Annotated in this window: 35 protein-coding genes; 1 reads left to right on the top strand and 34 read right to left on the bottom strand. The window is 40.2% G+C overall.

The window, feature by feature from the left end; translation table 11 throughout:
* Positions 1–62 precede the first annotated feature (62 nt).
* From WDZ40_00235 to WDZ40_00105, 27 genes are all read right to left on the bottom strand, one after another.
* On the bottom strand, positions 63–311 hold the full coding sequence (locus WDZ40_00235) for a hypothetical protein (protein MEX0877275.1): 249 nt from the start codon (positions 309–311) through the stop codon (positions 63–65).
* Between the two features lie 74 nt (positions 312–385).
* Positions 386–955: a DUF6624 domain-containing protein gene (locus WDZ40_00230; GenBank protein ID MEX0877274.1), complete on the bottom strand. Its 570-nt coding sequence runs from the start codon at positions 953–955 to the stop codon at positions 386–388.
* 57 nt (positions 956–1,012) lie between these two features.
* Positions 1,013–1,327 (bottom strand): helix-turn-helix transcriptional regulator, encoded by a 315-nt coding sequence (locus WDZ40_00225; GenBank protein ID MEX0877273.1) that lies wholly within the window; start codon positions 1,325–1,327, stop codon positions 1,013–1,015.
* A gap of 6 nt (positions 1,328–1,333) precedes the next feature.
* Positions 1,334–1,696: a type II toxin-antitoxin system RelE/ParE family toxin gene (locus tag WDZ40_00220; GenBank protein ID MEX0877272.1), complete on the bottom strand. Its 363-nt coding sequence runs from the start codon at positions 1,694–1,696 to the stop codon at positions 1,334–1,336.
* A gap of 175 nt (positions 1,697–1,871) precedes the next feature.
* Complete coding sequence (locus tag WDZ40_00215) at positions 1,872–2,138, bottom strand: STAS-like domain-containing protein (GenBank protein ID MEX0877271.1); 267 nt, start codon at positions 2,136–2,138, stop codon at positions 1,872–1,874.
* A gap of 17 nt (positions 2,139–2,155) precedes the next feature.
* Positions 2,156–2,887, bottom strand: a complete 732-nt coding sequence (locus tag WDZ40_00210; protein ID MEX0877270.1) for a helix-turn-helix domain-containing protein — start codon at positions 2,885–2,887, stop codon at positions 2,156–2,158.
* 179 nt (positions 2,888–3,066) lie between these two features.
* Positions 3,067–3,312, bottom strand: coding sequence for a hypothetical protein (locus WDZ40_00205; protein ID MEX0877269.1), 246 nt, complete (start codon positions 3,310–3,312; stop codon positions 3,067–3,069).
* Positions 3,313–3,431: 119 nt separating this feature from the next.
* A complete protein-coding gene (locus WDZ40_00200) occupies positions 3,432–3,701 on the bottom strand; it encodes a DUF2188 domain-containing protein (protein MEX0877268.1) in 270 nt (89 codons plus the stop codon).
* Positions 3,698–4,303, bottom strand: coding sequence for a hypothetical protein (locus tag WDZ40_00195; protein ID MEX0877267.1), 606 nt, complete (start codon positions 4,301–4,303; stop codon positions 3,698–3,700). Before WDZ40_00195 ends, WDZ40_00200 begins: the two co-directional genes overlap by 4 nt.
* Before the next feature lie 82 nt (positions 4,304–4,385).
* Complete coding sequence (locus WDZ40_00190; protein MEX0877266.1) at positions 4,386–4,688, bottom strand: SelB C-terminal domain-containing protein; 303 nt, start codon at positions 4,686–4,688, stop codon at positions 4,386–4,388.
* Positions 4,689–4,728: 40 nt separating this feature from the next.
* Complete coding sequence (locus WDZ40_00185; GenBank protein ID MEX0877265.1) at positions 4,729–5,547, bottom strand: methyltransferase domain-containing protein; 819 nt, start codon at positions 5,545–5,547, stop codon at positions 4,729–4,731.
* Between the two features lie 108 nt (positions 5,548–5,655).
* Complete coding sequence (locus WDZ40_00180; GenBank protein ID MEX0877264.1) at positions 5,656–5,799, bottom strand: hypothetical protein; 144 nt, start codon at positions 5,797–5,799, stop codon at positions 5,656–5,658.
* Between the two features lie 94 nt (positions 5,800–5,893).
* On the bottom strand, positions 5,894–6,463 hold the full coding sequence (locus WDZ40_00175; protein MEX0877263.1) for a DUF6624 domain-containing protein: 570 nt from the start codon (positions 6,461–6,463) through the stop codon (positions 5,894–5,896).
* A 111-nt stretch (positions 6,464–6,574) separates the two neighbouring features.
* Entirely contained in the window at positions 6,575–7,033 is a 459-nt protein-coding gene (locus WDZ40_00170; GenBank protein ID MEX0877262.1) for an NADAR family protein, read from the bottom strand.
* Positions 7,034–7,262: 229 nt separating this feature from the next.
* Positions 7,263–7,835: a hypothetical protein gene (locus WDZ40_00165; protein ID MEX0877261.1), complete on the bottom strand. Its 573-nt coding sequence runs from the start codon at positions 7,833–7,835 to the stop codon at positions 7,263–7,265.
* 297 nt (positions 7,836–8,132) lie between these two features.
* Positions 8,133–8,582, bottom strand: a complete 450-nt coding sequence (locus WDZ40_00160) for an NUDIX domain-containing protein (protein ID MEX0877260.1) — start codon at positions 8,580–8,582, stop codon at positions 8,133–8,135.
* A complete protein-coding gene (locus WDZ40_00155; GenBank protein ID MEX0877259.1) occupies positions 8,582–9,097 on the bottom strand; it encodes a PH domain-containing protein in 516 nt (171 codons plus the stop codon). The genes WDZ40_00160 and WDZ40_00155 overlap by 1 nt, the downstream gene beginning before the upstream one ends.
* A gap of 11 nt (positions 9,098–9,108) precedes the next feature.
* Positions 9,109–9,369 (bottom strand): hypothetical protein, encoded by a 261-nt coding sequence (locus WDZ40_00150; protein MEX0877258.1) that lies wholly within the window; start codon positions 9,367–9,369, stop codon positions 9,109–9,111.
* A 4-nt stretch (positions 9,370–9,373) separates the two neighbouring features.
* On the bottom strand, positions 9,374–9,835 hold the full coding sequence (locus WDZ40_00145) for a macro domain-containing protein (protein MEX0877257.1): 462 nt from the start codon (positions 9,833–9,835) through the stop codon (positions 9,374–9,376).
* 19 nt (positions 9,836–9,854) lie between these two features.
* The gene (locus WDZ40_00140; GenBank protein MEX0877256.1) at positions 9,855–10,871 is read right to left on the bottom strand and encodes a magnesium transporter; all 1,017 of its coding nucleotides are present in this window, start codon (positions 10,869–10,871) and stop codon (positions 9,855–9,857) included.
* A gap of 111 nt (positions 10,872–10,982) precedes the next feature.
* Positions 10,983–11,288, bottom strand: coding sequence for a hypothetical protein (locus tag WDZ40_00135; protein ID MEX0877255.1), 306 nt, complete (start codon positions 11,286–11,288; stop codon positions 10,983–10,985).
* A gap of 81 nt (positions 11,289–11,369) precedes the next feature.
* Positions 11,370–11,588 (bottom strand): DUF167 family protein, encoded by a 219-nt coding sequence (locus WDZ40_00130; GenBank protein ID MEX0877254.1) that lies wholly within the window; start codon positions 11,586–11,588, stop codon positions 11,370–11,372.
* Positions 11,589–11,628: 40 nt separating this feature from the next.
* Complete coding sequence (locus WDZ40_00125) at positions 11,629–12,675, bottom strand: CAP domain-containing protein (GenBank protein MEX0877253.1); 1,047 nt, start codon at positions 12,673–12,675, stop codon at positions 11,629–11,631.
* Positions 12,676–12,781: 106 nt separating this feature from the next.
* Complete coding sequence (locus WDZ40_00120) at positions 12,782–14,449, bottom strand: cation:proton antiporter (GenBank protein ID MEX0877252.1); 1,668 nt, start codon at positions 14,447–14,449, stop codon at positions 12,782–12,784.
* Between the two features lie 59 nt (positions 14,450–14,508).
* Complete coding sequence (locus tag WDZ40_00115) at positions 14,509–15,432, bottom strand: diacylglycerol kinase (GenBank protein MEX0877251.1); 924 nt, start codon at positions 15,430–15,432, stop codon at positions 14,509–14,511.
* A gap of 38 nt (positions 15,433–15,470) precedes the next feature.
* Positions 15,471–16,331, bottom strand: a complete 861-nt coding sequence (locus WDZ40_00110; protein MEX0877250.1) for a deoxyribonuclease IV — start codon at positions 16,329–16,331, stop codon at positions 15,471–15,473.
* Between the two features lie 350 nt (positions 16,332–16,681).
* Complete coding sequence (locus WDZ40_00105) at positions 16,682–17,392, bottom strand: glycerophosphodiester phosphodiesterase family protein (protein ID MEX0877249.1); 711 nt, start codon at positions 17,390–17,392, stop codon at positions 16,682–16,684.
* A gap of 141 nt (positions 17,393–17,533) precedes the next feature.
* On the opposite strand from WDZ40_00105, the gene WDZ40_00100 reads away from it, so the two are divergent.
* Positions 17,534–18,028 (top strand): DUF192 domain-containing protein, encoded by a 495-nt coding sequence (locus WDZ40_00100; GenBank protein MEX0877248.1) that lies wholly within the window; start codon positions 17,534–17,536, stop codon positions 18,026–18,028.
* On the opposite strand, the gene pyrH is transcribed toward WDZ40_00100, so the two are convergent.
* The 7 genes from pyrH to WDZ40_00065 form a co-directional block, all read right to left on the bottom strand.
* On the bottom strand, positions 18,018–18,722 hold the full coding sequence (gene pyrH / locus WDZ40_00095) for a UMP kinase (protein MEX0877247.1): 705 nt from the start codon (positions 18,720–18,722) through the stop codon (positions 18,018–18,020). The genes WDZ40_00100 and pyrH overlap by 11 nt on opposite strands.
* 260 nt (positions 18,723–18,982) lie before the next feature.
* Positions 18,983–19,804, bottom strand: coding sequence for a bifunctional DNA-formamidopyrimidine glycosylase/DNA-(apurinic or apyrimidinic site) lyase (gene mutM / locus WDZ40_00090; GenBank protein ID MEX0877246.1), 822 nt, complete (start codon positions 19,802–19,804; stop codon positions 18,983–18,985).
* 2 nt (positions 19,805–19,806) lie between these two features.
* The gene (locus WDZ40_00085; protein ID MEX0877245.1) at positions 19,807–20,421 is read right to left on the bottom strand and encodes a nucleoside-diphosphate kinase; all 615 of its coding nucleotides are present in this window, start codon (positions 20,419–20,421) and stop codon (positions 19,807–19,809) included.
* Between the two features lie 19 nt (positions 20,422–20,440).
* Positions 20,441–21,277 carry a ComEC/Rec2 family competence protein gene (locus tag WDZ40_00080; GenBank protein MEX0877244.1) on the bottom strand — a complete coding sequence of 279 codons (837 nt, stop codon included), beginning with the start codon at positions 21,275–21,277 and terminating at the stop codon, positions 20,441–20,443.
* Between the two features lie 15 nt (positions 21,278–21,292).
* Positions 21,293–22,585: a ComEC/Rec2 family competence protein gene (locus WDZ40_00075; protein ID MEX0877243.1), complete on the bottom strand. Its 1,293-nt coding sequence runs from the start codon at positions 22,583–22,585 to the stop codon at positions 21,293–21,295.
* A gap of 116 nt (positions 22,586–22,701) precedes the next feature.
* Positions 22,702–23,442: an SDR family NAD(P)-dependent oxidoreductase gene (locus tag WDZ40_00070; protein ID MEX0877242.1), complete on the bottom strand. Its 741-nt coding sequence runs from the start codon at positions 23,440–23,442 to the stop codon at positions 22,702–22,704.
* 271 nt (positions 23,443–23,713) lie between these two features.
* Positions 23,714–23,866: a hypothetical protein gene (locus WDZ40_00065; GenBank protein MEX0877241.1), complete on the bottom strand. Its 153-nt coding sequence runs from the start codon at positions 23,864–23,866 to the stop codon at positions 23,714–23,716.
* Between the last annotated feature and the right edge of the window lie 5 nt (positions 23,867–23,871).

Genomic DNA, 23,871 nt, shown 5'->3' with positions numbered 1-23,871 from the left:
AGCAAAAAACCAGCCGTTGGGCTGGCTTAGACATTAGTTATTTACTGTTCACTGTTCACTGTTTACTGCTTCTCAAACTTTCCATCAATCCACTCTTCCGCATATTTCCTGGCCTTGTCGCTTGCTTCCCTAAGTGTTTTTCCCGAAGCATCCGGAGATTGGGCGCTGTCCCAATCTTTCCACAACACTTCACCCATAGGGTTTTTCATTACAACCGCTCTTGCGACATATGGCGCGAGTTCAGGGTCGTCTTTCACCTTTTGCCTCCTTCCTTGGATTGTAAATTGGTATCTGTTGTAAGCGTAGGTCATGTTTTAAATTATGTTATTTATAAATTTATATTTTGGCTAAATGGGAAAACCGGTTTTCCCATTTATTTTAAGTTTTATTTCAGGCTGCTCTTTGGGCTTTCGTTCAATTTTTCTGTGGCTTCCTCCACTGGGGGCATGCCCATTTCTTTTCTGCGCTCGTTTACTTTTTCTATGTCAGCGGTTTGCATGGGAGTCCACTTACCGTCTTTTAGCTCCTGTTGAGTACCATAAAGCTGATGCTTGTCCTGGCTAATTAATATCCTGTCTTCCAAATACGCAATATTTGATTTATCTACATCGCCCTCCTGCGCTTCTTTCATCAATTCCAGTGCCTGCTTCTGAAACCCTATATCTATATTTAAATTTTCATCTCTTGCATGTTGCACCAAAAGCCATGCGGCGTGCGATGCCTCCTCACCCACTTTAGAAATTACAGGCCAGCCTATCTCTCCTATAATCTCTTTCAAGCGCTTTGTATTGGTCGCATCCAGATTTCTGTATTCCTGGCGCCACTCAGCATCTTCGTTATCTTTTTCATTTCCTGAAAGACGCAGTTCCTGGTCTTTTTTCGCCATATCCAAAATCTCGATAGCAAGAGCATCAAATCGTTCTTTTTCTATTTTGCTGTATTCAAATCTTTTCATACCCCCATTCTAACACAAAACCGCCCGAAGGCGGTTTTGTTATCTTATAAAAAATTTTTAACTCTTCAGTTTTTGCTTTTTTCTTTTTTCAAAATCAACCACCAACTCTCTACCAAAAATATTAGCTATTCTTTCTAAATAATCCACTGTGATATTCTGGCTACCATGCTCTATTCTACTGACTACGCTCTGGGTTGTATTTATTTTTTCTGCGAACTCTTTTTGTGAGAGTTTTTCTTCTTTTCTTAACTGCATCACCTTGTGCGCAAACCTAAGGCGCCTGAGCTCTTCTTCATACGCTTTGCGAAACTCAGAGTCCCGCATTTGTTTTTCCAGATATTTATCGTAATTAGTTTTGGTTGTATTGTTCATCTTTTTTTATTTATAACTTTCAAGAGTAAATTTGGGATGAGTTTTATAGTCCTGAAAGTACTCCTCTGCCTTTTCTATTTCTCCAGAAGGAGTTTTTTGTGTAGTTTTCCTAAAAGCATGCAATAAAATAATCTTTTTTCCTTTTACAAGTACATATAGAACTCTATCATTCTTGGGTCTCAACTCCCTGATTCCATCTTTCAAATGTCTTGAATAGGGTTCTTCTAAGTATCCTTCGTTCTCTCGCAGTAACTGTATGTAAGAAGCTATTTTCGCCTGTTCACCTTTAGATAACTTTTCTAAATATTCTTTAACTGGAACTTTCTTGTTATTACTTTTTCTGTAAAAATATACTTTATATTCTGACATAAACAAATTATCGACCTTTTAAATTAATTATATACTTATAATATAGCATATATGCTATATTAATGTCAACACTGCTTTTAAAAACTACTTGTGAACTTTTTAGGTATCACTTGGAAAACTTTCATCCACAAACACACAGGAAAAGAGCCTTAAAATTAATTTAGTATACTATTTTTTATATATCCCCTTCAATAATCTTTAAAGTTTCTACAACAGATTTATTATCGCTTGGCAGATATTTTATTTTCTCAGCGCCATACATTTCTTTTAGCGCGCCGAAAAACTCATCCGCCCAAGAAGGACCAATTGAAATAATGTCGTCAAAATCTATTTCTACAATATCCGCGTCCGCATCAAGTAAGGGGCGTATTGCGGCAAAGGCCTCTTTGCCGGCCGGACGTGAAGTTAATATTTTTCCGAATTTTTTAAGCTCTATTTTCATATATTTAATATATACCATCAATACTCTATCTTTGTTAGCGTTCCTACAAGATTTCTCTGTGCAAGGTTAATTTTTAACTGTCCATTATTTTTAGCTATCTCAGCCACCGCTGTGCCTGATTGTAGCGCCACACCCATAGGATTTTCTGTTGCCACTTCGCGAACAAATTTAAGACCGTTTCCTCTTTGTTCAGGAGACCTGCCTGAAACACGCTCTGTAAACGCTATCGTCAGCGCTTCTATATCATTTTTTATTTCAGGGCGCACTCTTAAAAGGGTGGCACGAATTCCTTGCCCCCTGTCTGCAAGCACTATTATGCGCTTATCCATATTATAATCAAAGAAAATTCCCGGAACATCGGGCCAGTTGCCAAAATTGTGGTCAAAAGAATTATTTCCTATCTCACCAACCACAGCAATAATTAGCGGTATAATATCTTCTATGTCGCTATTCTGCTCAAGAGCCGACGCCATTCTACCAAGCCTGCCTGTAAATATATCATATGTTTGACAGTACTGTTCGTCTGGAATTTCAGAAGACGTGGAGCTTTCAGCCCATATGCGCGCAACCGCAAAAATATCCGCAACAAAACGCTCCAACTGTTCTTTTGGATAATAGCGATGCCCACCAACGCTTTTTTGGGCTTTTAGTTTGCCTGACTTATCCCAACGCCTTAAGGTATCAATAGAAACACCCAAAAAATCAGCTGCTTCTCCTATAGTTAAGTTGTTATTATTTTTCTTTATCATGCATAGATATTATAGCAAATCTATGCATATTTGTCTATATCTATGTAAAAAATAACAAATATACGCATTATTTTATAAAAAACCTTCTTCTCCAACAAAAAACGGCTTGTTGAACTGACCCCCAAAAAGTGGACACGAAAACGTCCACTTTTTTGAATTTGTGTAATCTTTTTGTCGTATTACTTAGAAAACTTTCCATCAATCCACTCTTCCGCATATTTCCTGGCCTTGTCGCTTGCTTCCCTAAGTGTTTTTCCCGAAGCATCCGGAGATTGGGCGCTGTCCCAATCTTTCCACAACACTTCACCCATAGGGTTTTTCATTACAACCGCTCTTGCGACATATGGCGCGAGTTCAGGGTCGTCTTTCACCTTTTGCCTCCTTCCTTGGATTGTAAATTGGTATCTGTTGTAAGCGTAGGTCATGTTTTAAATTATGTTATTTATAAATTTATATTTTGGCTAAATGGGAAAACCGGTTTTCCCATTTATTTTAAGTAAACAATTTACACCTTAAAAAACCACCTCTCGGGCGGTTTTTTAATTTAGTAAGAATGACTCTTCTGTATTCTGCCGTTTTTATCGTGAATATATAGGTCTGTACGATTTTTTTTGGAAACATTCTTTGCATAATTAACAGCATTAGTTTTTTTATCAAAAACCTTAGACGGTCTGGTAGCTCCGGCTCTTTTTACTGCCCAACCACTATCTGCGTGAATCACATGCTGGCTTTTTCTACCACGACGAAGAGCCGCTTCGTAAGAGCGAATCTGTAGTGTATCTTTTTTTGGTAATTTTTTCCACTTAACACTCATATTTTTGTTATTATCTCTATAATTTCATTCTTATTGTACTTGATATCTTCTAAATAATCAATTAACCCCTTTCTGCTCTTATAGGATAGTTCTTCAAACTCCATTTGATTTTTTTTGTTGGCACGACTTTGAATTATAGTAATTGGTATATTTTTATAATTTTTCACTATCTGCAACAAAGCAGTCCTGGAATTGCTGTGAGTTTCAAAAAAATACTTTTCATCATACTTACGCTCTCTTGCTAAAAAGGCGATAAAAGCCCTTTTTAGGTCGTCGGGTATAACAGAATGGATATAAACCTTTTTCTTCTTTTGTATAGCTTTTTTGTACTTTACCTTAAATCCTTCAAGAGTTGAAAGAGTTCCGTCAACAATTATTGCGTTTTCATCTGACAAATAAGCTGATAAATACTCAGTTTTACCGGAAGCCGAGCCACCTGATAATAAAATAACCTTTTTAATGTTCTCATTTTCTTTTAGCGCCTCTTCATATCTAATGTCTGCAATTTTTGCGGATTTTGTATGAAAATCACCACTCTTTTTGGGGTTATATCTAGGCAAGGTCTTCTTTATTTCATCGGCAGATATTATTATAGGTTTCATATTTTAACAACTTACCGTTAAAAATAAAGAGCAGCAAACGAAAATTTGTACTTTGGCTAAATGGGAAAACCGGTTTTCCCATTTATTTTACGCGGTATTTTACACTTCTTCCGGCGTCTCCAACTTGTTCCACCTTCCCTTCTTTTTCAAGTTCGTTGATGTAGTTTACAATAGATCTGCGCGAAATGCCTGTTGCTTCACGAATGTCGGAATTAGTCATCTCCCCCCTTTCAGAAAGCAGTTCCAATATCTTATTTTTCCTCTCTTCCTTTTTCCTGCTTTGCCCGAGCGCCGCCTTACATATGCCAATGGCCTTTTCCCTGCTTTTTGGAACAAGCAAAACAACCGCGAGGAGTATTATTATTGAGATGTAAATGTAGTTCATATGGTTTTATTATAACAAAAAAACCGCCATTGGCGGTTTTTTATTTTCTTGCCACTAAAAAACCGGTGCTTCTAAAACTGCTTAACTCTTCTTCCGTTAGAGCAAAGTCATCCTGCCACTTTTGTTTTAAAAAAGGTATCAGGTAAGAATCCTGCACCTGTAAATCCATCCCCAAAAAATCAAAGGCCTGTGCATACTGTTCAAAAGTTACCGGAACGTAATGCTCTTTAACTTCTCGCTCCCAGTTCTCTGTGTAAAAATATTTCAAAAGAAAATGGTTCAGGGAATAAATACTATCCAAAGGTCCGTGGTATTTTTCAAAATCTCCTATTCGCCCTGCTGTGTCTTTTTTATCCCTTACCTTTTTGACGACATCGCCCACCCGGAATTTTGTACTTTTTGTATATTCATTCAATATCATATCCCGGATTATTATCCTGCCTTCAGGTTTTAAAAGTTCATGCGCGTCTGCCAATGCTTTGAGAATAGATGATACTCCCTCCCCATAGCTGTAGAATTCATGCAGTACAGAAATAAACACCACAGAGTCAAAACGTTGACTGCGCGCCAAGAGATCGCGCAGATATACCTTTTCAAAATCCACATTTTTAAAACCCTCTTCCTTTGCCCTCTGTTTGGCTTTTTTTATAAAATCCTCTTCCAGATCTATGCCACAAAATTGAATCTTCGGAAACATCTGTGCCAAGGCAATGGTCACTGTACCGTCCGCACAGCCGACATCTAAAACAGCCTGAGCACTGTTGGGTATGTAGTGGGCTACGCGAAGCTTTTCCTGCAGGGGTTTACTCATGCGTTCCAGATATACTCCGGTGTCTGATATAGATGTTTGCATGTTCATTTGTTTAAGTATATCCCAACCACCTTTTCCCTGCTTTTTGGAACAAGCAAAACAACCGCGAGGAGTATTATTATTGAGATGTAAATGTAGTTCATGTTTTATGTTAAATTAGTTTATTTTTTCTTTTAGCGCCTCTTCATATCTAATGTCTGCAATTTTTGCGGATTTTGTATGAAAATCACCACTCTTTTTGGGGTTATATCTAGGCAAGGTCTTCTTTATTTCATCGGCAGATATTATTATAGGTTTCATATTTTAACAACTTACCGTTAAAAATAAAGAGCAGCAAACGAAAATTTGTACTTTGGCTAAATGGGAAAACCGGTTTTCCCATTTATTTTAAGTTTTATTTCAGGCTACTCTTTGCGCTTTCGTTCAATTTTTCTGTAGCTTCCTCCACTGGGGGCATGCCCATTTCTTTTCTGCGCTCGTTTACTTTCTCTATGTCAGCGGTTTGCATGGGAGTCCACTCGCCGTCTTTTAGCTCATGCTGAGTGCCGTAAAGCTGAGGCTTGTCCTGGCTAATTAATATCCTGTCTTCCAAATACGCAATATTTGCTTTATTTACATCGCCCTCCTGTACCTCTTTCATCAATTCCAGTGCCTGCTTCTGGAACTCTATATCTATATTTAAATTTTCATCCCTTGCATGCTGCACCAAAAGCCATGCCGCGTGTGATGCCTCCTCACCCACTTTAGAAATTACCGGCCAGCCAATCTCTCCTATAATTTCTTTTAAGCGCTTTGTATTGGCCATATCCAGATTTCTGTATTCCTGGCGCCACTCAGCATCTTCGTTATCTTTTTCATTTCCTGAAAGACGCAACTCCTGATCCTTTTTCGCCATATCCAAAATCTCGATAGCAAGAGCGTCAAATCGTTCTTTTTCTATTTTACTGTATTCAAATCTTTCCATACCCCCATTCTAACACAAAACCGCCCGAGAGGCGGTTTTGTTAAACATATTTTTTGTGGGTCTAAGTCTGGCGAGGTCCGACCTCGCCAGTGACTCAAATTCTCACTTTTACTATTTTCCACCTGCGCGCACCTCCTCGCGTACTTCCATCCACAACTTACCAAGATGGTTGGCGCCGCCTCTGTTTGGTCCCCAGCCCCAGTAATCGTCTCGCCATGAATTTTCAATAAGTTCTCTGTCGCCGGATTCAAGCAGTTTCTTTTTTACATACGGATGCTGTTCAACTTTAGCATGCAGTATTTCTTTCATAACACCTAATTTTATATCATCCCAATCTTTTCTATATTTATCTCTGTTTGCGTATGCCAACTTCATTGAATCATGAGCAGAACGAGCACTCTTTAATCCTTCCACGAGCTCGGGGTCATCAAATTTTTCTGAATGATAAGCATGCTCAGATGTCATCCAGTCATAACCTTTCCAGCTTAGCTTAAACGAAGAAAAATTTGAGAATACATAAAATTCTTGCTCGTAAAAAAGTATTTGTTTTTCGTTGTCTAATCCGTGCATAATTATTTTTTATACTCCCCACTAATGCTAATATTATAACAAAAATCGTCAAGTTCCGATATTGTCGTCTCTTACAAACATTCCAACATTCTCAAGAATGTTGGAATGTTTTTTGTGTGTTTATGTGTTTGTGTGAGAGGGGGATAGAGGGTGATGGCTCCACGCACCTGGGTCATTAGTTTACATAACAAAAAACCGCCTTTTTGGGGCGGTTTTTAAAAGAACTTTGTTAAACGCCTGTTAAAACAACGTCTGTTGTTTTGTCGTTTAACAAAGCAACGTTTAGTGCGATTAGAGAGTTGGGGTCAAAGACCCAATACATTATGTAATTCCTCTCAAAACCGCTACCAATCTTGTACTTAACACCTCTTTTTGCTTTTACACTTTCTACGGCTTCAACAGCCGTTGTAGAAATAGTCTGGAAGCGAAGCAATCCAGGCAGAAGGCCTTTTGCAGACACATATGCTACTCCGTCATCCGAAGTATTCTGCTCATCCTTTGGCCTGGCACTCAAATCTACATACGCTGCCTTTTTGAAAAGCTCTGGCGTCAGTTGCTCAAAAGAATCAAGGCGCAACATAACGGCGCTCTCCAAATTTTCCTCATAATCCTTTTCGTCTTCGGGCGAAAGAATTTTTGTCGTAAAAGAAGGAACTTTGTTATACAGAACTATTTCAAGTTCTGTGCCTGATTCCCATCTGCTACCTGTGATGTTGACAAAATCGCTTGCAAGTTCAACAAATTCTTTATGAGAAATTTTGCCAAACAGCCTTCTTTTGATAATACTTATTGGCTCATTCATCCTTATCTCCTCTCTATGGTTGGAACTGGTGTAAAAATAACATAAAACTACTATTTTGTCAAACTTAAAAGCCCCTTTTGGGGTACGGGGCAAACCGCCCATAAGGCGGTTTTTGGTTAGAGTAAGGGTATAACCAAAAAAGGTAACCAATGATAATACAGCAAAAGATGTTGTATACCACGAATACCCCGGCGACGACCACGACATAAGCGCCAACACGGGAACCGCTTGGCAAAGAAGCATAAACTTTTTTAAAGAACATTTGTAAAACTAAAAACCCCGCCTGAGGCGGGGTTTTTAGTTAAAATTGTTCTCAAGATATTTCTGTGTTTTTTTAAGTATCTTTTTAGAGTTTGGGTAAGTTAAAAGATTTATTGCCTCATTGAAGTCCGCCCACCTATAATCCTGCACCTCGTCGACCTCTAATTTGGGCTCTTGAGGATGCTTTAAAAAACCGGGGAAGAGCTTAACTGTTTTAAAAACCCACCCCCTCTTCTTTTTATTAAAATAGCGCATCTTTTTGTTAAAATAGCGCACTTTAAACTGAATGCCGTCTATTAACTCCACATTATTTAATCCTGTTTCTTCTCTAAACTCGCGCTTTGCGGTTTCTATTTCTGTTTCACCCACTTGCGGGTGGCCTTTTGGAAACGACCAATGTCCGGTATTTTGATGTACCAAAAGAAAGCGATATTCATCGCCTTCTTTTGTAAAAGGAATTATACCGAAAGATTTATCAAAAAACATTATCTTTTATTTAACACTTCCATGTGATACTGAGATATCATATCGCGAACCTTATGGGGGTGTTCTATCCGGGTTATCACTACCTCACGTTCTGCTCCCGCGGTTTGCACATGAATGTCGCCAAAGTCCATTAAAGAAGCAAGAAGTCCTACCACCTCCACTTTTACATCCTGTATCCGGCTTAGGTGCACCTCTGCCATATCACGGGCAAAAAGTCCTTTTTGTTCTATATCTATAAGGCGGTAATTTGTAACTACTAAAACATCCAGATAGTAGTTGGTCCAAACTACAAAAAATATCATCCAGACCATAAGCAGCCATACGGATGCCATAAACAGTATCAAGTTCCAATTTGCTGTCATTATCTCGCGCACAGCGGGTGAAGACATTCCCAGGAGTATCAAAAGAACAGGTACTAAAGCCATAAGGAATAAACCGGAACTTTCGGTTGCAAGCGCGTACCAGTGCCTCCTTTTTTGTAAAACTATTTTTTCGCCCTCAAGTAAATCAATCATAAGTTTAGGTGTTAGAACATAAACGAGATTAAGCTAATAAGCATTATACCGAACAATACTCCCGCGCCTGTAAAATATATCCTGCGCAACCTCTGTATCTGCTCTTTTGTAACACCGTGCTCTTTCCAGTGATGGTTTAAAACTACGCTCAATATAATAAATGCCGCAAACACAAGACCCGCGACAAACAACGCCATAGAACTTAACCCGCTTATTATGGTTTCGGGGTTAAAATCTAACCTGCTAATTTGCGCGTAATATTCTTTTGTCATAAAATTATTCAACCCCTTCGTGTTCTACAATTATAATTTCCAGATTACCGAACTGATATTCGGACCCGACTTTCACAAGAACTTCTTTTACTTTAGCGGGGTCTAAGCCACAATCTGAGCCAAGAAGCGGAGTGGCGATGCTGTCAAACTGGTTTGCCTTGCACCATGTTAGAGCGCGCCTCCACACTGCCTCCAGGTCTTCGTAGGAAATAGTTGTCCCCTCTTCCACATCTATTGTAGGAATATGATATACATTTTTTGCTTTAAGATTTCCGGCGCGCGTCATGCCGATTTCACCTAAAGGTATCTGTTTAAGTGCCTTGCTCTCTGCAACAAGCAAATACCCCGCCGCTTCGGCAATTACCTTAGAAATTCCGCCGTTAGAGTGGTTAAGTTTTGTATCTGCTGAGTTTACTATTATATCAGCATCTATTTTTGATATATCTCCGCGTATGTGTTTTATCATAGATTAGGAGTTAGCCGAGCTATGCGTACAGAGCAAAAACTATGCGCGCTATACTGAAGTAAATTAAAAGGTTTGTAATATCCCGCAACACTGTAGCAAAAGGACCACTGGCTATTGCGGGGTCAAAATTTCTCTTTTGCAAAGCAAGGGGCAGAGCTAAAGCTACCACCATCGCCACAATTACCGTCATAAACACGGAGGTTCCCACGATAATTGCAACCTGAGAAGAAAATGCCCAAAGGAACCCTGCCAGGGCAAAGCCAAAACCAAGAAAGACAGCTAAGATAGATACAACTTTAAGTTCTTTTAGGGCATAACGCTTAAAATCCAAATTGCGCTCAAGAGCTATGGTGCGTATAAAAAGCACCTGAGTTTGGTTTCCTGCCGCGTCCGCTATATAAACTATAGCGGGAATAAATGCGACCAGCGCTAATTCTGCCCTTATTGCCTCTTCAAAAAAACTTATTATCAAAGCTGCAACTATTCCGCCAAATAAACCAACGACCAGCCAGGGCAGCCTTTTTTTAACATGCATTTTAACAGATGCTCCTTTTGAATCAAAAATACTCAGGTCAGGAGGAGATATACCCGCGGAATGCAAAAGATCTTCTATGTTCTCGTCATTTAATATCTGTAAAATAGTATCAGATGCTACAACCCCCAAAAGCCTATCTTCTACATCCACGACCGGTATGGCTTTTATGTTGTGTTTAAGTGCTGTTAGTGCGACGTGTTCGCTGTTAGCATAAATACTTACCGATACAGGGTCCGAGTTCATTACCTTAGACACAACAGTATCAACGCTTTTTAAAAAAACCTCCTTTACCGGAAAAACTCCTATCAAATACCTCTTCTTGTTAATTACATATATATAATTAACCGTATCAAATTTGTTTCCGGATAAAAGATTTCTAACGTCACCCATTGTTGCATCAGGTAAAACCGCGGGAATTTTTATTTCCATAATGTGTCCTGCCGCATCGGGGGGGAGGTGTTTTTCCTTTCTCGTCTTGGATTTTAGTTTTATTTTATCCATAAAATAAGCGTATATACGCTTATTTTATTATAGCAGGCAAGCGCATAATAAAACACCCTGCATATTCGCAGAGTATTTTGTTGCTTTTGTTATTTTAAAAAGGGGAATCTATCAATAAGTACTATGGGGGGGCTCGGGAAACGGATTCCAAGAGGGATTCCACGCTCGTACATATAAAAGAGCTGCAAACCAAAATATCGCAAGAAGAATTACCAGAGGTAATACTCTTGTGGATTTTCTGTACTTCTTACTCGCTTCTTTTTTTATATCGTCGGGTGCGTTTAAATCGTACCAAAGCACGCTAAGTATTTCACGCTCAGGCCAGTCCTGTCCCAACAAAACTTTTTTTATATCATCATCAGAAAGACCCTGCCCGCGCATATGCTTTACATATTTTATCAATTCTTCGTTTATCATATCTTTTCTTTATATTACTACAAAAAATAAAAGCGACCAAAAATCGCTTTTCAAACAAAGTGTATTGTCAAAAATAAAAACTTATAGCAGTTCTACTATTTTATTTTTTGAAGTTTGTCCTGAAATTATGCGGATGGAAGAAGGTGGTATATTAAAATATTCTCCAAGAGCTGCAGCAAGCGCCTTGTTTGCTTTTCCTTTTTCGGGTCGCGCTTTAATATAGGCTAAAAAACTACCTTCCTCAATTTTTTCTATTTTAGTGACTGATGATCCAACCCTTACTCTTACAGATATTTTCACAGTTTTAAAAATCTTTAATTCCCGCCGCGAGGGCGATTTATTAAACAGACAACGCGCTAAGTAAAAACCCTAACAAGAAAACTCTTGGTATTGCAAACTTAACACCTTCAGGATGTTTTACACCCGTAATAGCAGATACCATTATTAACCCAACCATAAACACACGGAGCCCATTTCGCACCAGTACGGAAGACTTTTCAAAAGAAACAAATTCACTCACATTAGTACTTTCTGCGGCATTAACAAATGCTGATCCATTGACCTCTTTTTCTTTTATGCGTTCACTTTCCTTTTCCACGTCACTTTTGTTAACACGGGATACTAATGCAATTTTTTCAGGAGAAGGGTTTTCCACTGTATCACCGGAGGCAAAAACTGATTCCGGAGCAGGTTCCGGAGCAGGGGCTGGAGGAGTGGGTGACGGAGTGGGAGTGGGTGCGGGTGCTGGTGCCGGAGCAGGGGGAGTGGGAGGAGCTGGAGCAGGTTCCGGTTCTGTTATAGCTACAGCTTGTAGTGTTGGAGATACCTCCCTTCCTAAAAACATCACAACAACAGTTGTTTGCCTTCCGTTAAATTCCCCTTCCGCTACGCCTATTCCGATATCAGTAAAGTAATCATTTAAAATATTTCTTGCGTGCGATGGAGAGTTCATCCAGGCATTTACAACAGTTTGGGGGTCAAAAAAATCTATTGCCAAATTCTCTCCGGCAAGCGCGTAATCATAATTGGCACGCTGAAGCCACACCCACGGACGCTCGCCATCAGGACCATTGTGAGAAAAATAATCTCTATCTATCATATCCTGTGCTTTCATGGTTGCGGCCTGTACAAGTTTATCATTCACCTTTAAGGACACCTGGCTTTGCGCTTGGCGTTGTATGTTTGTCTGGTCCACTACAATACTTTGGCTGATTCGCGCAAACATACCCGGCGTATGCAGGCCTTCTGTGTAATAAAAAAGTGTCGAGGCAAGCATGGTTAAAACTGCATAGCTTGCAAGCGCCTGATTAGACAAAAGCAATGGTTTGTAGCCATTCTTTTTAGAAGGAATTACAGCATTCAAAAATTTTTGTACAAATTTTTTCATAAATGCAAGGCAACTAACCTTATAGGGATATTATACCATAATTTACTAAAAAAATAAACCCCCTACATGCAAGCATGTGAGGGGTTTATTTTTCATCTGTGTATGTTTAATTATTTGCCATTTGTGCTATATCGCGCTCTTTTAACTGAACAAGCAGTTCTCCATATGCCCCTTTAGCCAAAACTCTGCCGAGAGACTGTCCCGCTGTAAGATGTGGGAGAATTACATAGTCTGCGCCTCGTTCGTATAGATATTCAGCGTCCATTTGTGTTTCAGCGCGCAATACAACAAAAGGGTGTACGTCCGAGCTTTTTTTAGCGCTTTGTAATATAGTCTCATTTGCTTCAAGGTCCGGGCTTGTAGATATAACTATTTTTGCCTCCCAAAGACCGGCTTCTTCCTGTATATCTTCGTCTGAAATATCACCGAACAGAACATTAAAACCGTCTTTTTGAAGACGTTTTATTATTTCGGGATCAAAATCTACAACAAGCAGTTCATCTTTAGACAACTGATACGCTATGTTTTGCCCAATCCTGTGTCCCCCTACAAGGAGTATTGGTTTTTGATTTCCCGGCGGCAAAGGCTTTTCGCTGGCCGTTTTTTTCTCAAAAACACTCAAAAGCGGTTTTATCTTTTCAAATATCTCATCGCTATACGTGATTGCATAAGTTGAGATAACTATTGTGATAATTCCAACAGCGGTAACAAGGGACATCACCCCCTCTGTTACATGGCCCAATCCCAGCCCAAGCGCTACCACTATTAAACTAAACTCCGAAATTTGCGCAACGGTTGTTCCGGTCATAAAACCCGTCTTTTTCTTGTAACCCATAGAGCGCATTATCAGCATAACTATAAGCGGGTTTCCTATGAGAACAAAAATTGAAAATACTGCAACAGGAACCGCGATGCTTGAAAATCCCGAAAAAGTAAAGTTGAGGCCCAACATCACAAAAAATATCAAAATAAAAAAATCTCTAAGCGAGCGGACGCGCGCAGATATCTGATAGTGCTCCGAGGAATTTGCCAGTGCTAAGCCTGCAAGAAAACCTCCTATTTCAATGGAAAACCCGAGATAAGAAACAGCTGCAGCAACACCAAGCGCCCATGCGAGGCTTGTAAGAAAAAGAATCTCAAGAGATTGTGCTACCTTATTTAATATAGGGGGTACAATCTTGCGACCCAAAAAGAGCATTAAAGCAAAGAGCGCGACACCTTTAACAACAGCAAAGGCAACACTCATGCCGGTAACATCCCCGCCATTTGTCATTCCCGCAAGCACCATAAGAATAAGCATTGCTACAAAGTCCTGTACCAGCAAAAAGCCTATGCTTATTTTCCCATGCAAGCTGTGTACCTGCCTTCTTTCAGAAAGCAATTTGATTATTATAATAGTGCTGGAAAAAGTAAGAGCTACGGCTATATAAACTGAGGCCATAACCGAAAAGCCAAAGAGTATGGCAATAATGTACCCAATAGAAGATGTAAAAATTATCTGAGATAAACCGAGTATTAAAGAGACTTTACCCACAAGCCGCAGAGAATCGTAATTTATTTCCATCCCTATTAAAAACAAGAGGAACATTATTCCTAAACTACTAAAAGTCTCAAAAAGCTCCATGTTGTGGGCGTTTATAACGCCAAAAACACTAAGCGCGACCCCCGCAAAAATATATGCCAAAAATGCCGGCTGTTTTAAAAGGTGTACAATAACACCCAGTACAGCGGCTACCATTACAACTATAGCTATTTCAAATACGCCTCCTGTCATAAATTATTCTCTTCTTATCTGGGCTTTAATAGTCATTAATTTTCCGTTTTGCTTTCATTTTAGTTATTTTTTTTAGTTATTAATTCCCTATTCCACAATCTGTGGTTTATGCCGTACCAAAGAAGAAGCCAAAAAACACCAAAAACGAAGCCACCAAAAATGTCGGAAAGCCAATGCGCAGAAAGTACAACGCGGCTTAACGCGATAAGTAAAACAACCGCGACAGACACCGACCACACATAAACTTTTTTATAGTTTACCTGACTCAATATAAATGCCACAGAAAAAAATAGTACTGTCCCCATAAACACATGGCCACTGGGGAAACTGTAATCGCTAACACTGTTAAATCCGGCCGCGACCGGACGCTGTCTTTCAAAGACCCATTTTAAAAAATATAGAAAAATTGCCCCGATGCCTGTTGCTCCCACAAGAAACGAAAGAAGCTCATGTCTTTTTTTGTGTGCAAGAAATACCGATAAAACAGCGGCTATTCCAACTATAGATTGCCAATCACCTAATATAGATACAATCCCGGCGATGTTTACCCATATATCTGTACGAAAACTCTCTAAGCTTGTGTGAAAAAATTTATCAAAATTAATCATCGGCCGGGTAAGAATAAACAGGCCGACAATAACAGAGCTTATGGATGCTAACAAAACAACCCCCGCCATTGTGTCTTTTATTTTTTTTACTTCTTCAGAAAAATCAGGGTGGATTATATCAAGCACTCTTTCAAAAATAGAATTTACTATTTCAAGAGCAAGAACAAGAGCTATTACCAAGACTAAAACCGCGCGCTCAGTATTAGAAAGCGGCAATACAAGCATGGCGCCAAAAACGAGAAGAGCGACAAACGCTTCTATTCTAAAATTTGGTTCCTTGCGCCAAGCATTTTTTATACCCCGGGTCGCATGAATAAAACGGTCAATGAGCGGGGTATGGGAATATTCCTTATAATATGAAGGGTCTTCTTTCACAATTCTCGTATGTTTAATATATATGTACAGTATATCATTTACTTAACAAAAATAGACTGTATACGGCGCATATTTTCGCTATCAGGACCGCCACCTTCAATGCCTGGAACTTCTAACACCCAGGGCACTTTTATGGCACTCTTATCTTGTGCAAGAATTTTAAAACCCTCAATACCTATTAAACCGTCGCCGATATTTTCATGCCTGTCTTTAAATGAACCGAACTCAGCCTTAGAATCATTTATATGCATAAGGGCTATTTTGTCCTTTCCGGCTTCTTTTTCATAAGTTTCAAAAAAATGCCTTACACCGGCAGTGCTAAATTCCAACTCACCGGAGCCAAACGCATGCGCTGTATCAATGCAGATACGCACACGATCTGAAGCAACCCTTTTTACAACCTCTCCAATTTCCGCAGCCGTGGCACCGAACTTTCCTCCGCCACCTGAAGAATTTTCAAGAATTATATAAGCCGCGCCGGGGTTTTTTACAAGAACATCTTTTATGACACCCGCAGCACGCTCGGCGGCACCTTCTTTTCCATTACCCATTCCAACAGAACCCATATGGACCACAACACCGTGCGCGTTCAAATCTTCAGCAAGACGAATTTGTCCGTCAAGCGCGTCTGTGGATTTTTTAATCATAACGCTGTCTTTACTTGCTATATTAATTAAATAAGGCGCGTGCAAAAACACGGCTTCTACTTTTCCCTCGCGCAACAGTTCTTTGTATTTATCTATGTTCTCTTTTTTTTGCGCTTTCGCTGTCCATTGCCTCGGAGAGGAGGCGTGTATCTGAATTACTTGAGCGCCTATATTCTCAGCTCGCAATATTCCATTTTGAACTCCCCCCGCAACAGAAACATGAGCGCCGAGAAGTGGTTTTTTATTTTTCATAGCTACTGTGGATAATAACACCAATTGACATTATTCGTAAATTTGGTAATATGTTCAATAGGAACAGGAGCTAATGATTCTCGCTCAGGTTCCTACACCTTATCGCGACTAGCGCGACACCCCATTTCTTGGCTTGGGAGCCACCCTTCACCTCAACCGTCCCAAAGAGTGCACTGCGGGACAAACCTCAAACCAGTTCTTTCTATTATAATCGCAGCCAGACGTGGTTGCATATCCTAACACCAATAGTTCCTTGCTTAAGCCTCTTTCTATGCTTCTATTGAAAGAGGCTTTTCGTTTGCCTAAAAATAAAACCGCCTATGCTGGGGCGGTTTTTTATTTAACAAACATTAAACCCTTTCGGGGTAATTAGAAAATATCCCGTCCACGCCTATTGTTTTTAAGTACTCTATGTCTTCGGGGACATCAGCTGTAAAAGCAAATACTTTAAACCCCTCACGGTGGGACAAAGACACAAAGGACTCCGAAAGAGAGGCGTAGTCGGCGTTAATAGAGTAGGCCTTAAATTTTTTTGCGAGCCTTAATGTTTTACGTGTAGGCAAAAAGGTGAGTAACCCTATTTTTATATCAGGGCACGCTACGCGAAATATCTCCAGTGCTTGCGTCTTAAATGACGACACAATAAAATCTTCCGCCTCCCATCCCTTCTCTTCCACATATCTGCTTACAACAGAGGCGACAGGACCGGCCGCGTTAACATCTTTTATCTCTATGTTTACTTCCGCCCTCTTGTCCACAACATCAAGTACTTCTTCCAAGGTGGGAATGCTCTCGGTCTTACCTTTCTCTAAAAGGTATATATCCCCTTCTGATACTTCGAGTTCTTTAAGACGGCTGAGAGGCAAGTCGCGCACCCTGCCTTTGCCGTTAGTTGTCCTGTTAACGGTTTTATCGTGAATAACGACAACTTCCCCGCTGTGGCACAAATGCACGTCAAACTCAACCATGTCCACTTCAAGTTCCAAAGCTTTTTTTATTGAACTTATTGTATTAGCGGGAGCATGTCCCGCCGCACCTGCATGACCTATTCTATATACCATGTTTCTCCTTTAATAAAGTGCTATACTACCATACTATCACAATTATAAAAACAATATTATAAAGAGCCGATTTTATATTCTTTCTTGTGCTTTACTTTCTTTTTAGTAATAATGTAATTGGTGCGAGAAAAATTTTATACTATGGACAATCTAAAAACAAAACTTAATTTAAAAAACATCGCGCTGGGGGGCGTGGCGCTTCTGTTTACTGCCGCATTGTATTTTACAGCAACAGGCGCACAGCAAAATGAAAAACAACTATCTTACGTAGAAATAGACGGAAAAAAGATTGAGGTTGAATTAGCACAAACTCCGGAGGAAAAAATTAAAGGACTATCAGGAAGAAGTAGTCTCTCAGAAGGCACAGGAATGCTTTTTACTTTTGATGAAAAGGGCCGCCTGACATTCTGGATGAAGGATATGCAATTTGATTTGGATTTTATATGGATAGCCGATGATACTATTGTAGATACTCATAAAAATGTGCCCGCCCCAAAAAAAGGGCAGACACATCTTGATACATACTCACCGAGTGTACCCGCAGACAAAATACTTGAGGTAGGAGCCGGATGGATAACAGAAAACTTCGGCAATACAGACTTACGAGGGGGAAAAATAAATATATTTATTCAATAATAGTCCCCTTAAAATCTCCTCCTTTAAAGTAGCTTTGCAAGTTTCTTATGTTTGTTCCGCGCAAAAGCACGCATTTTATTCCATTCTCTATTGCAAAGCGGGTTGCCACAGGATCTACCGGACTCTTCATTCCGGGCACCCATTCATTTTCGGGCAAAAGATTCTGATACTCTTTCCATGTCATATTTTCAAAGTGGCTGGCATCCGTATGTAGCGAAATATCTTTATCATAAACGTAAGGTATTTTAGTGGCTATCACAACCTTGTCCGCGTTAAAGCGGTGCGCCATTCTAAATGCTATATAATCAGTGGACCAGCCGGGGCGCCATCCCGAGGCAATAAAAAGCGCGTACTTTTGAAAGTCGCGTTCTTTTATTGGTTTTTCAGGATTGTCTAATACAAAGGGGTAAGCGTGATCGTAAAAAATAGTTCGTAATAAATGAGCATTGAGCCGTGTTGAGTGAATACCCAACCAGTCTTTATCTTCGTCCTCTATATCCACAACAGCTTCAGCGGCCTTTTGATAGTTGCGAGCTGTACTCCCTCCGCCTGCTACAATTATAAATTTTTTCCCCTCAGACACCTCCTCTACTATAAACCTTCTGAGACGCTTCAAGTAGTCTGTTTGTATTTTGCGGGAAACTATTATTGAACCTCCCAGCGCTATAACTGTTATGTTTTCTTTGTTGCTCATAATCCCTCCAACAAACCCGACCTCTTTAGCACCGGGTACATTGGAGGAATGCAGTGCGAGTAAATTCGGAGAATTTACAGGTGGGTCTCCGCAACTTTACTCCGCAGAGCAAAGCAATTAGGAATCCCTTTAAAATACGACTTGTGCCGAATTTTGGTTCGCACTGTATCCTCACTTACATTATAGCAACCATGCCGGGCAATGTATATCCCAAATATGCGTGCCATAATACGCGCAATATAGTGAAAACGAAATGAAGCTCACTTTTGACACACCGGGCAAAAATATGTCCCGCGCCCCGCAATTTTTATTTTTTTAACCCGCGAACCACATCGGGAACAGGTGGTCTTTTTATATATTTTAAAATTATCCTGGTAACTTCCCTTTTTGCCGTCAGGATGGTACCAGTCACTCATACTTGTACCGCCGTGTCTCAAAACATCGGCGAGAACTTTGTGCATCGCGGAATATATTTTTGAAGCTTCAGTCTTAGTCAAGCTTTCCACTTTTCTTTCAGGATTTATTTTTGCCTTCCATAATATTTCATCACAGGCTATATTGCCGAGCCCTGCGAGTTTGTCCTGCTTCAGTAAAAAAGATTTTACGGAGGCGGAGGAACTGGCAAGTATTTCTACAAAATCAATTTTATCAATCCTTAAAACATCGTGCCCTAAATTTTTTATATAATTTTGCCTGTCAAACCACGCCTCGGAACCAAACCAGACAGTGCCGAATTTTCTTGGGTCAATTAAAGCCATGCAATTGCCATCCGACAGTTCAAATTTAAAATGCGCGTGCTTATACTTAGCAATGTCCGACCTCGCCATAAGGCGAATGTGCCCGCTCATTCTCTGGTGCAGGGCGAGGACATTCCCGCCCTCAAGTTTTATTACAACAGCTTTGCCCATGCGCTCTATATGTTTTATTTTTGAACCCTCAATAGCAGCTTTTGTTTTTTTAACACCGCCCGCTTCTGAATACAGACCTTTTGGCCAATCTGTCCAAAAATTCAAAATACGCTTGCCTTTTAAAGCAAGCGTAAGTTTTTGTTTTGTTATCTCAGCCTCAATAATCTCCGGCATAATTAATCTAATATTCCGCCTAGGTCTACGTCATAAAGAATCTTCTCCTGCATGTGGTTGTAGCTTAATACTTCTTCTTCGCTAAACCAATGCTTTATCTCATTCTCCGCCTCTTCAGGAGAACCCGAAGCATGCACAATATTGCGTACCGCCCTTCCGTCAGAATCAGACATTTGGTAAGAGTCCAAAACAAAGTCCCCGCGTATCGTTCCAACGTCGCTTGTCAAAGGTTCAGTACCACCTACAAGTTTGCGCACAATTTGTACAACATGCGCGCCTTCAAGCACCATGGCCACAATAGGGCCTTTTGTCATGTAGTTCACAAGTCCTTTTAATATAGTATCTGTAATTTCCAAAGGATCTTCGGAAGGAGGTTCAATTCCTTTTTTCTTATAGCCTTCTATTGTCTTCTCTCCTGTTATCCTTCTCCAGTCGGGATCCAGGGTGTAATGCTTCTCCACATGCTCCGCATTTGTTACGAGCATTTTTAAAGCAACAAGCTTTAAGCCCATTCTTTCAAACCGGCCCATTACCTCGCCCACCAATGAGCGCTGCACGCCGTCGGGCTTAATTAAAACCAATGTTCTTTCTTTTTTGAAGTGTTGTTTATCTGCCATAAATTTAAGCGAGCTTAACTTATATTGAGTCCCCATAACTATAAATAGTTATATCACCATTTAAGTCATTTCGCAAAACCTGCAGGTCTTTCAGGCGCCTCAAAACCGCGGGGTGAGGATGCCCGTAATTATTCTCACCTACCTGTATTACAGCCAGTTTAGCGCCTACCTTATCCAAAAAATATTTAACGCTTGAAGTATTTGACCCGTGGTGCCCCACTTTTAAAACATCAGCTGAAATATCAATACCGCTTTGAGCAAGTGTGTACTCAGCTACTTTTCCTATATCAGCGGTAAACAAGAACGAATCATTTTTATATACCAACTTAAAGACGAGAGATGCTTCGTTCTCGTCTTTATTCAAAAACCCCGAAGAAGGATGCAAGGTATACATAAACACCTCCTCATCAAGCGTGAATTTATCCCCCACACCTGCCTGTATTATAGGGATATTCTTTTCCTTAGCTATTTTAAATAATTTTTCACTCAGGGGTTTAGTAAAATCACCGGAATTAACCAGCATCATATCCACCTCAAAATTTTCAAGCACATGCACTAACCCACCTATGTGATCCGCGTCCATGTGAGTGGCCACGACGATATCTATATCTCTGTCATAAAACGGCATGTAGTTAGAGAGGCGTTCCAGAATTGGCGAATCAGGGCGCCCGCTATCTATTAGTATTTGCCGACCCGAGGGTGTTTCTATGAAAACAGCATCCCCCTGCCCTACATCCAAAAAATGTACCTCAAGCGCCCCGCTCGGTATTGAAATATATGCCAAACTTAAAGACAGGACAGCTACACCCAAAAACCCCCAGAGAATATATTTTTGTTTTTTAGAAAAAATTTTCACTTTAAAATTATCCACTTAACTAAAGGTTGAAATAATAAACCAAATATATTCCGAAAATATCCATGCGGGGGCGGCTAATACCGAAGCTGTAACTCCCCCGACCATACCCCCAAAGGCAGATATAAATCCTGAAACCAAAACTGCGGGCAATAACGGCACGACCAGCAAATTTGTCGCGGGTGATGCCAAAGAAAAACTGCCGAAATTGTAAATTATCAAGGGAAATGTAAGAGCTTGCGCGGAAAGTGTCACGGCCAAAATAGAGATGAACCCAAATTTATTTTCCGCGGCATATGTTGCGGCAATATTATCTTTTGTGGCAGGCGCGCGCAAAACAAACTCAGCAACTCTCTTTTGCACGCTTCTGAGAAATACCTCAATACGCCTAAAAAATAGTATTATTCCCAGGACTGCAAGAAACGAAAGCTGAAAACCAATATCGTAACGCACGATATACGGATTAAATAAAACCATCAAGGCGCCTGCAAACAAAAGCGCGCGCCATGAGAAACTGGGGCGTCCTATAAGCTGCCCTAAAATTAAAACGCCCGCCATAATACCCGCACGCACAGCTGAAGCGGGCGCACCTATCATAACTATATAACCGGTTATAAACAAAAGCGCCAAAACATTTGCCTGCTGTCGCCACATGCCCGCCACCAAAAAGGCTCCTAAAGCCATAAACAAAATAAAAGCAATATGCATTCCGCTTATTGCAACAATATGGCTTAAGCCCGCAGAGGCTAAACTGTCTTTTTGTTCTTGCGAAAGACCGCTTTTGTTTGCAAGCAACATTGCAGAATAAAGAGAGTTATGCGGAGGCAAAAGCGTGTTATCTAAACCTGTCTGCAGTTTTGAACGCAAATCTGCCGCGTAATGTAGGTGTCCTTTTTCAACCTTGCCTGTCTTTTGAATCTCGGGGTAATACATTACATACTGCACACTCTCTTTTGCCAAATACCCGCGCCAGTTAAAGTCCGCGAAATTTTCGGGTTCTTTTATTGTGCCCCGCGCAATTATATATTCGCCATATGAAAACTCACGCAAATTATCCGCAGAAACCCGCACCCGCCCCAAAGGAAGGTCAGACCCTCCTTTTGTGGGCTGGATTACTAAAATTGTTTTATCCGCGCGAACATCGGGGTATTCCACAATCTTTCCTTCAACCTCAACATTATATTCTCCAATTGATGGGGCTTGAGGAACTTTATAAAAAATACCCGCACCCAAAATAACGCACGCACAAACAAACACAAGCGCATTCGCGGGAGTAAGCAGTTTGTCCAACCCCTTCAACATCCCCGACATACTACCAGAATAACAAAAACCCATCAACATGATGAGTTAATTTTTTAAAATCGACTCACGAGCATGAGTTAATTAAAAAAATCGACTCATGGGCGTGAGTCGATTTTTTTAAACGTTTACTTTGCGGTCCACCCGCCATCTACATATATTATCTCTCCTGTTACGTATTTTGCCTCATCGGAAGCTAAATAAATTGCTGCGTTCGCTATATCTTGAGGTTCCCCCACATGTCCAAGTGGTGTTGAAGTGACGACCAGGTTGTTAAAATCTTCATTAGTCAACATAGGATCTGTCATCTTTGTTTTAATAAACCCTGGTGCTATAGCGTTTACCCTTACTTTATACGGAGCCAAATCCAATGCTCCCGCATGGGTCAACTGTACAACACCTCCTTTAGAAGCACAGTATGAAACAGCCCCCTGAAAACCAACTTTACCTAAAATAGAACTCATATTCACAATACTGCCCTCGATACCATTGTCTTTCATGTACTGTGCCGCTAATTTCATCCCATAAAAAACTCCTGACATGTTTATATCTACCGTCTTTTGCCAGTCTTCTTTAGTGGCATCAAGTATACCTCCAACGGTCCCTATACCTGCGTTATTTACCATAATGTGCAGACCGGAAAATTCTTCTATCGCGGTTTTTACAAGTTCTTCAACCTGCGAGTAATCAGAGACATCGCATTTGAAAAAAACTGCCTTTTCACCAAACTTTTCTTTCACATCGTAGTCTGGTTCATTTATATCCGAAAACACAACACTAGCCCCGTTTGCAACAAAACTCTCGGCTATGGCGCGACCTATTCCCGATGAAGCACCGGTTACAATTGCTACTTTGTTTTTAAGACGCATAATTAGTATTTTTTATTTTTTAAATTTTCCTGCTTTTCGACCTTTTTAAAATTATATCCAAAAACCCACGAGCCTTAGCTATCTGGTATAGACTAAATACAACACTGGAATTTACAACCAAAGCTCCCCATAATAACGACCAATCTTCATAATATATGCCTTTTATAAACAAAATGCACTATATTGTAAAAACCGCGACAGGTAAAACAATGGAAACATTTTCAGCGCTTTTTCCTTTGCGTACAAGCCAGCCCTGATTATAATATCCAGATTAAACCACAACCCAGCCAATAGCCAAAGCAACGCTCCAAAAAAACTGTGCATCCCAAAATTCAGGTATACCTACAAGAAAACTGTAAACTATTGCAGTAGATACAACCACAAAAGTCAATGAAATAATGAGTTCTAAAATTCTTTTTTTCATAATAT

It is taken from the genome of Candidatus Spechtbacterales bacterium (assembly GCA_040879145.1).
GTDB lineage: Bacteria > Patescibacteriota > Minisyncoccia > Spechtbacterales > 2-12-FULL-38-22 > JAWVZY01.
This window is presented reverse-complemented; position numbering and strand designations above follow the sequence as displayed.

Coding starts and splice junctions, on each gene's coding strand:
- WDZ40_00235 (MEX0877275.1), bottom strand. CDS start 311: ATGACCTACGCTTACAACAGATACCAATTTACAATCCAAGGAAGGAGG.
- WDZ40_00230 (MEX0877274.1), bottom strand. CDS start 955: ATGAAAAGATTTGAATACAGCAAAATAGAAAAAGAACGATTTGATGCT.
- WDZ40_00225 (MEX0877273.1), bottom strand. CDS start 1,327: ATGAACAATACAACCAAAACTAATTACGATAAATATCTGGAAAAACAA.
- WDZ40_00220 (MEX0877272.1), bottom strand. CDS start 1,696: ATGTCAGAATATAAAGTATATTTTTACAGAAAAAGTAATAACAAGAAA.
- WDZ40_00215 (MEX0877271.1), bottom strand. CDS start 2,138: ATGAAAATAGAGCTTAAAAAATTCGGAAAAATATTAACTTCACGTCCG.
- WDZ40_00210 (MEX0877270.1), bottom strand. CDS start 2,887: ATGATAAAGAAAAATAATAACAACTTAACTATAGGAGAAGCAGCTGAT.
- WDZ40_00205 (MEX0877269.1), bottom strand. CDS start 3,312: ATGACCTACGCTTACAACAGATACCAATTTACAATCCAAGGAAGGAGG.
- WDZ40_00200 (MEX0877268.1), bottom strand. CDS start 3,701: ATGAGTGTTAAGTGGAAAAAATTACCAAAAAAAGATACACTACAGATT.
- WDZ40_00195 (MEX0877267.1), bottom strand. CDS start 4,303: ATGAAACCTATAATAATATCTGCCGATGAAATAAAGAAGACCTTGCCT.
- WDZ40_00190 (MEX0877266.1), bottom strand. CDS start 4,688: ATGAACTACATTTACATCTCAATAATAATACTCCTCGCGGTTGTTTTG.
- WDZ40_00185 (MEX0877265.1), bottom strand. CDS start 5,547: ATGAACATGCAAACATCTATATCAGACACCGGAGTATATCTGGAACGC.
- WDZ40_00180 (MEX0877264.1), bottom strand. CDS start 5,799: ATGAAACCTATAATAATATCTGCCGATGAAATAAAGAAGACCTTGCCT.
- WDZ40_00175 (MEX0877263.1), bottom strand. CDS start 6,463: ATGGAAAGATTTGAATACAGTAAAATAGAAAAAGAACGATTTGACGCT.
- WDZ40_00170 (MEX0877262.1), bottom strand. CDS start 7,033: ATGCACGGATTAGACAACGAAAAACAAATACTTTTTTACGAGCAAGAA.
- WDZ40_00165 (MEX0877261.1), bottom strand. CDS start 7,835: ATGAATGAGCCAATAAGTATTATCAAAAGAAGGCTGTTTGGCAAAATT.
- WDZ40_00160 (MEX0877260.1), bottom strand. CDS start 8,582: ATGTTTTTTGATAAATCTTTCGGTATAATTCCTTTTACAAAAGAAGGC.
- WDZ40_00155 (MEX0877259.1), bottom strand. CDS start 9,097: ATGATTGATTTACTTGAGGGCGAAAAAATAGTTTTACAAAAAAGGAGG.
- WDZ40_00150 (MEX0877258.1), bottom strand. CDS start 9,369: ATGACAAAAGAATATTACGCGCAAATTAGCAGGTTAGATTTTAACCCC.
- WDZ40_00145 (MEX0877257.1), bottom strand. CDS start 9,835: ATGATAAAACACATACGCGGAGATATATCAAAAATAGATGCTGATATA.
- WDZ40_00140 (MEX0877256.1), bottom strand. CDS start 10,871: ATGGATAAAATAAAACTAAAATCCAAGACGAGAAAGGAAAAACACCTC.
- WDZ40_00135 (MEX0877255.1), bottom strand. CDS start 11,288: ATGATAAACGAAGAATTGATAAAATATGTAAAGCATATGCGCGGGCAG.
- WDZ40_00125 (MEX0877253.1), bottom strand. CDS start 12,675: ATGAAAAAATTTGTACAAAAATTTTTGAATGCTGTAATTCCTTCTAAA.
- WDZ40_00120 (MEX0877252.1), bottom strand. CDS start 14,449: ATGACAGGAGGCGTATTTGAAATAGCTATAGTTGTAATGGTAGCCGCT.
- WDZ40_00110 (MEX0877250.1), bottom strand. CDS start 16,331: ATGAAAAATAAAAAACCACTTCTCGGCGCTCATGTTTCTGTTGCGGGG.
- WDZ40_00105 (MEX0877249.1), bottom strand. CDS start 17,392: ATGGTATATAGAATAGGTCATGCAGGTGCGGCGGGACATGCTCCCGCT.
- WDZ40_00100 (MEX0877248.1), top strand. CDS start 17,534: ATGGACAATCTAAAAACAAAACTTAATTTAAAAAACATCGCGCTGGGG.
- pyrH (MEX0877247.1), bottom strand. CDS start 18,722: ATGAGCAACAAAGAAAACATAACAGTTATAGCGCTGGGAGGTTCAATA.
- mutM (MEX0877246.1), bottom strand. CDS start 19,804: ATGCCGGAGATTATTGAGGCTGAGATAACAAAACAAAAACTTACGCTT.
- WDZ40_00085 (MEX0877245.1), bottom strand. CDS start 20,421: ATGGCAGATAAACAACACTTCAAAAAAGAAAGAACATTGGTTTTAATT.
- WDZ40_00075 (MEX0877243.1), bottom strand. CDS start 22,585: ATGTCGGGGATGTTGAAGGGGTTGGACAAACTGCTTACTCCCGCGAAT.
- WDZ40_00070 (MEX0877242.1), bottom strand. CDS start 23,442: ATGCGTCTTAAAAACAAAGTAGCAATTGTAACCGGTGCTTCATCGGGA.
- WDZ40_00065 (MEX0877241.1), bottom strand. CDS start 23,866: ATGAAAAAAAGAATTTTAGAACTCATTATTTCATTGACTTTTGTGGTT.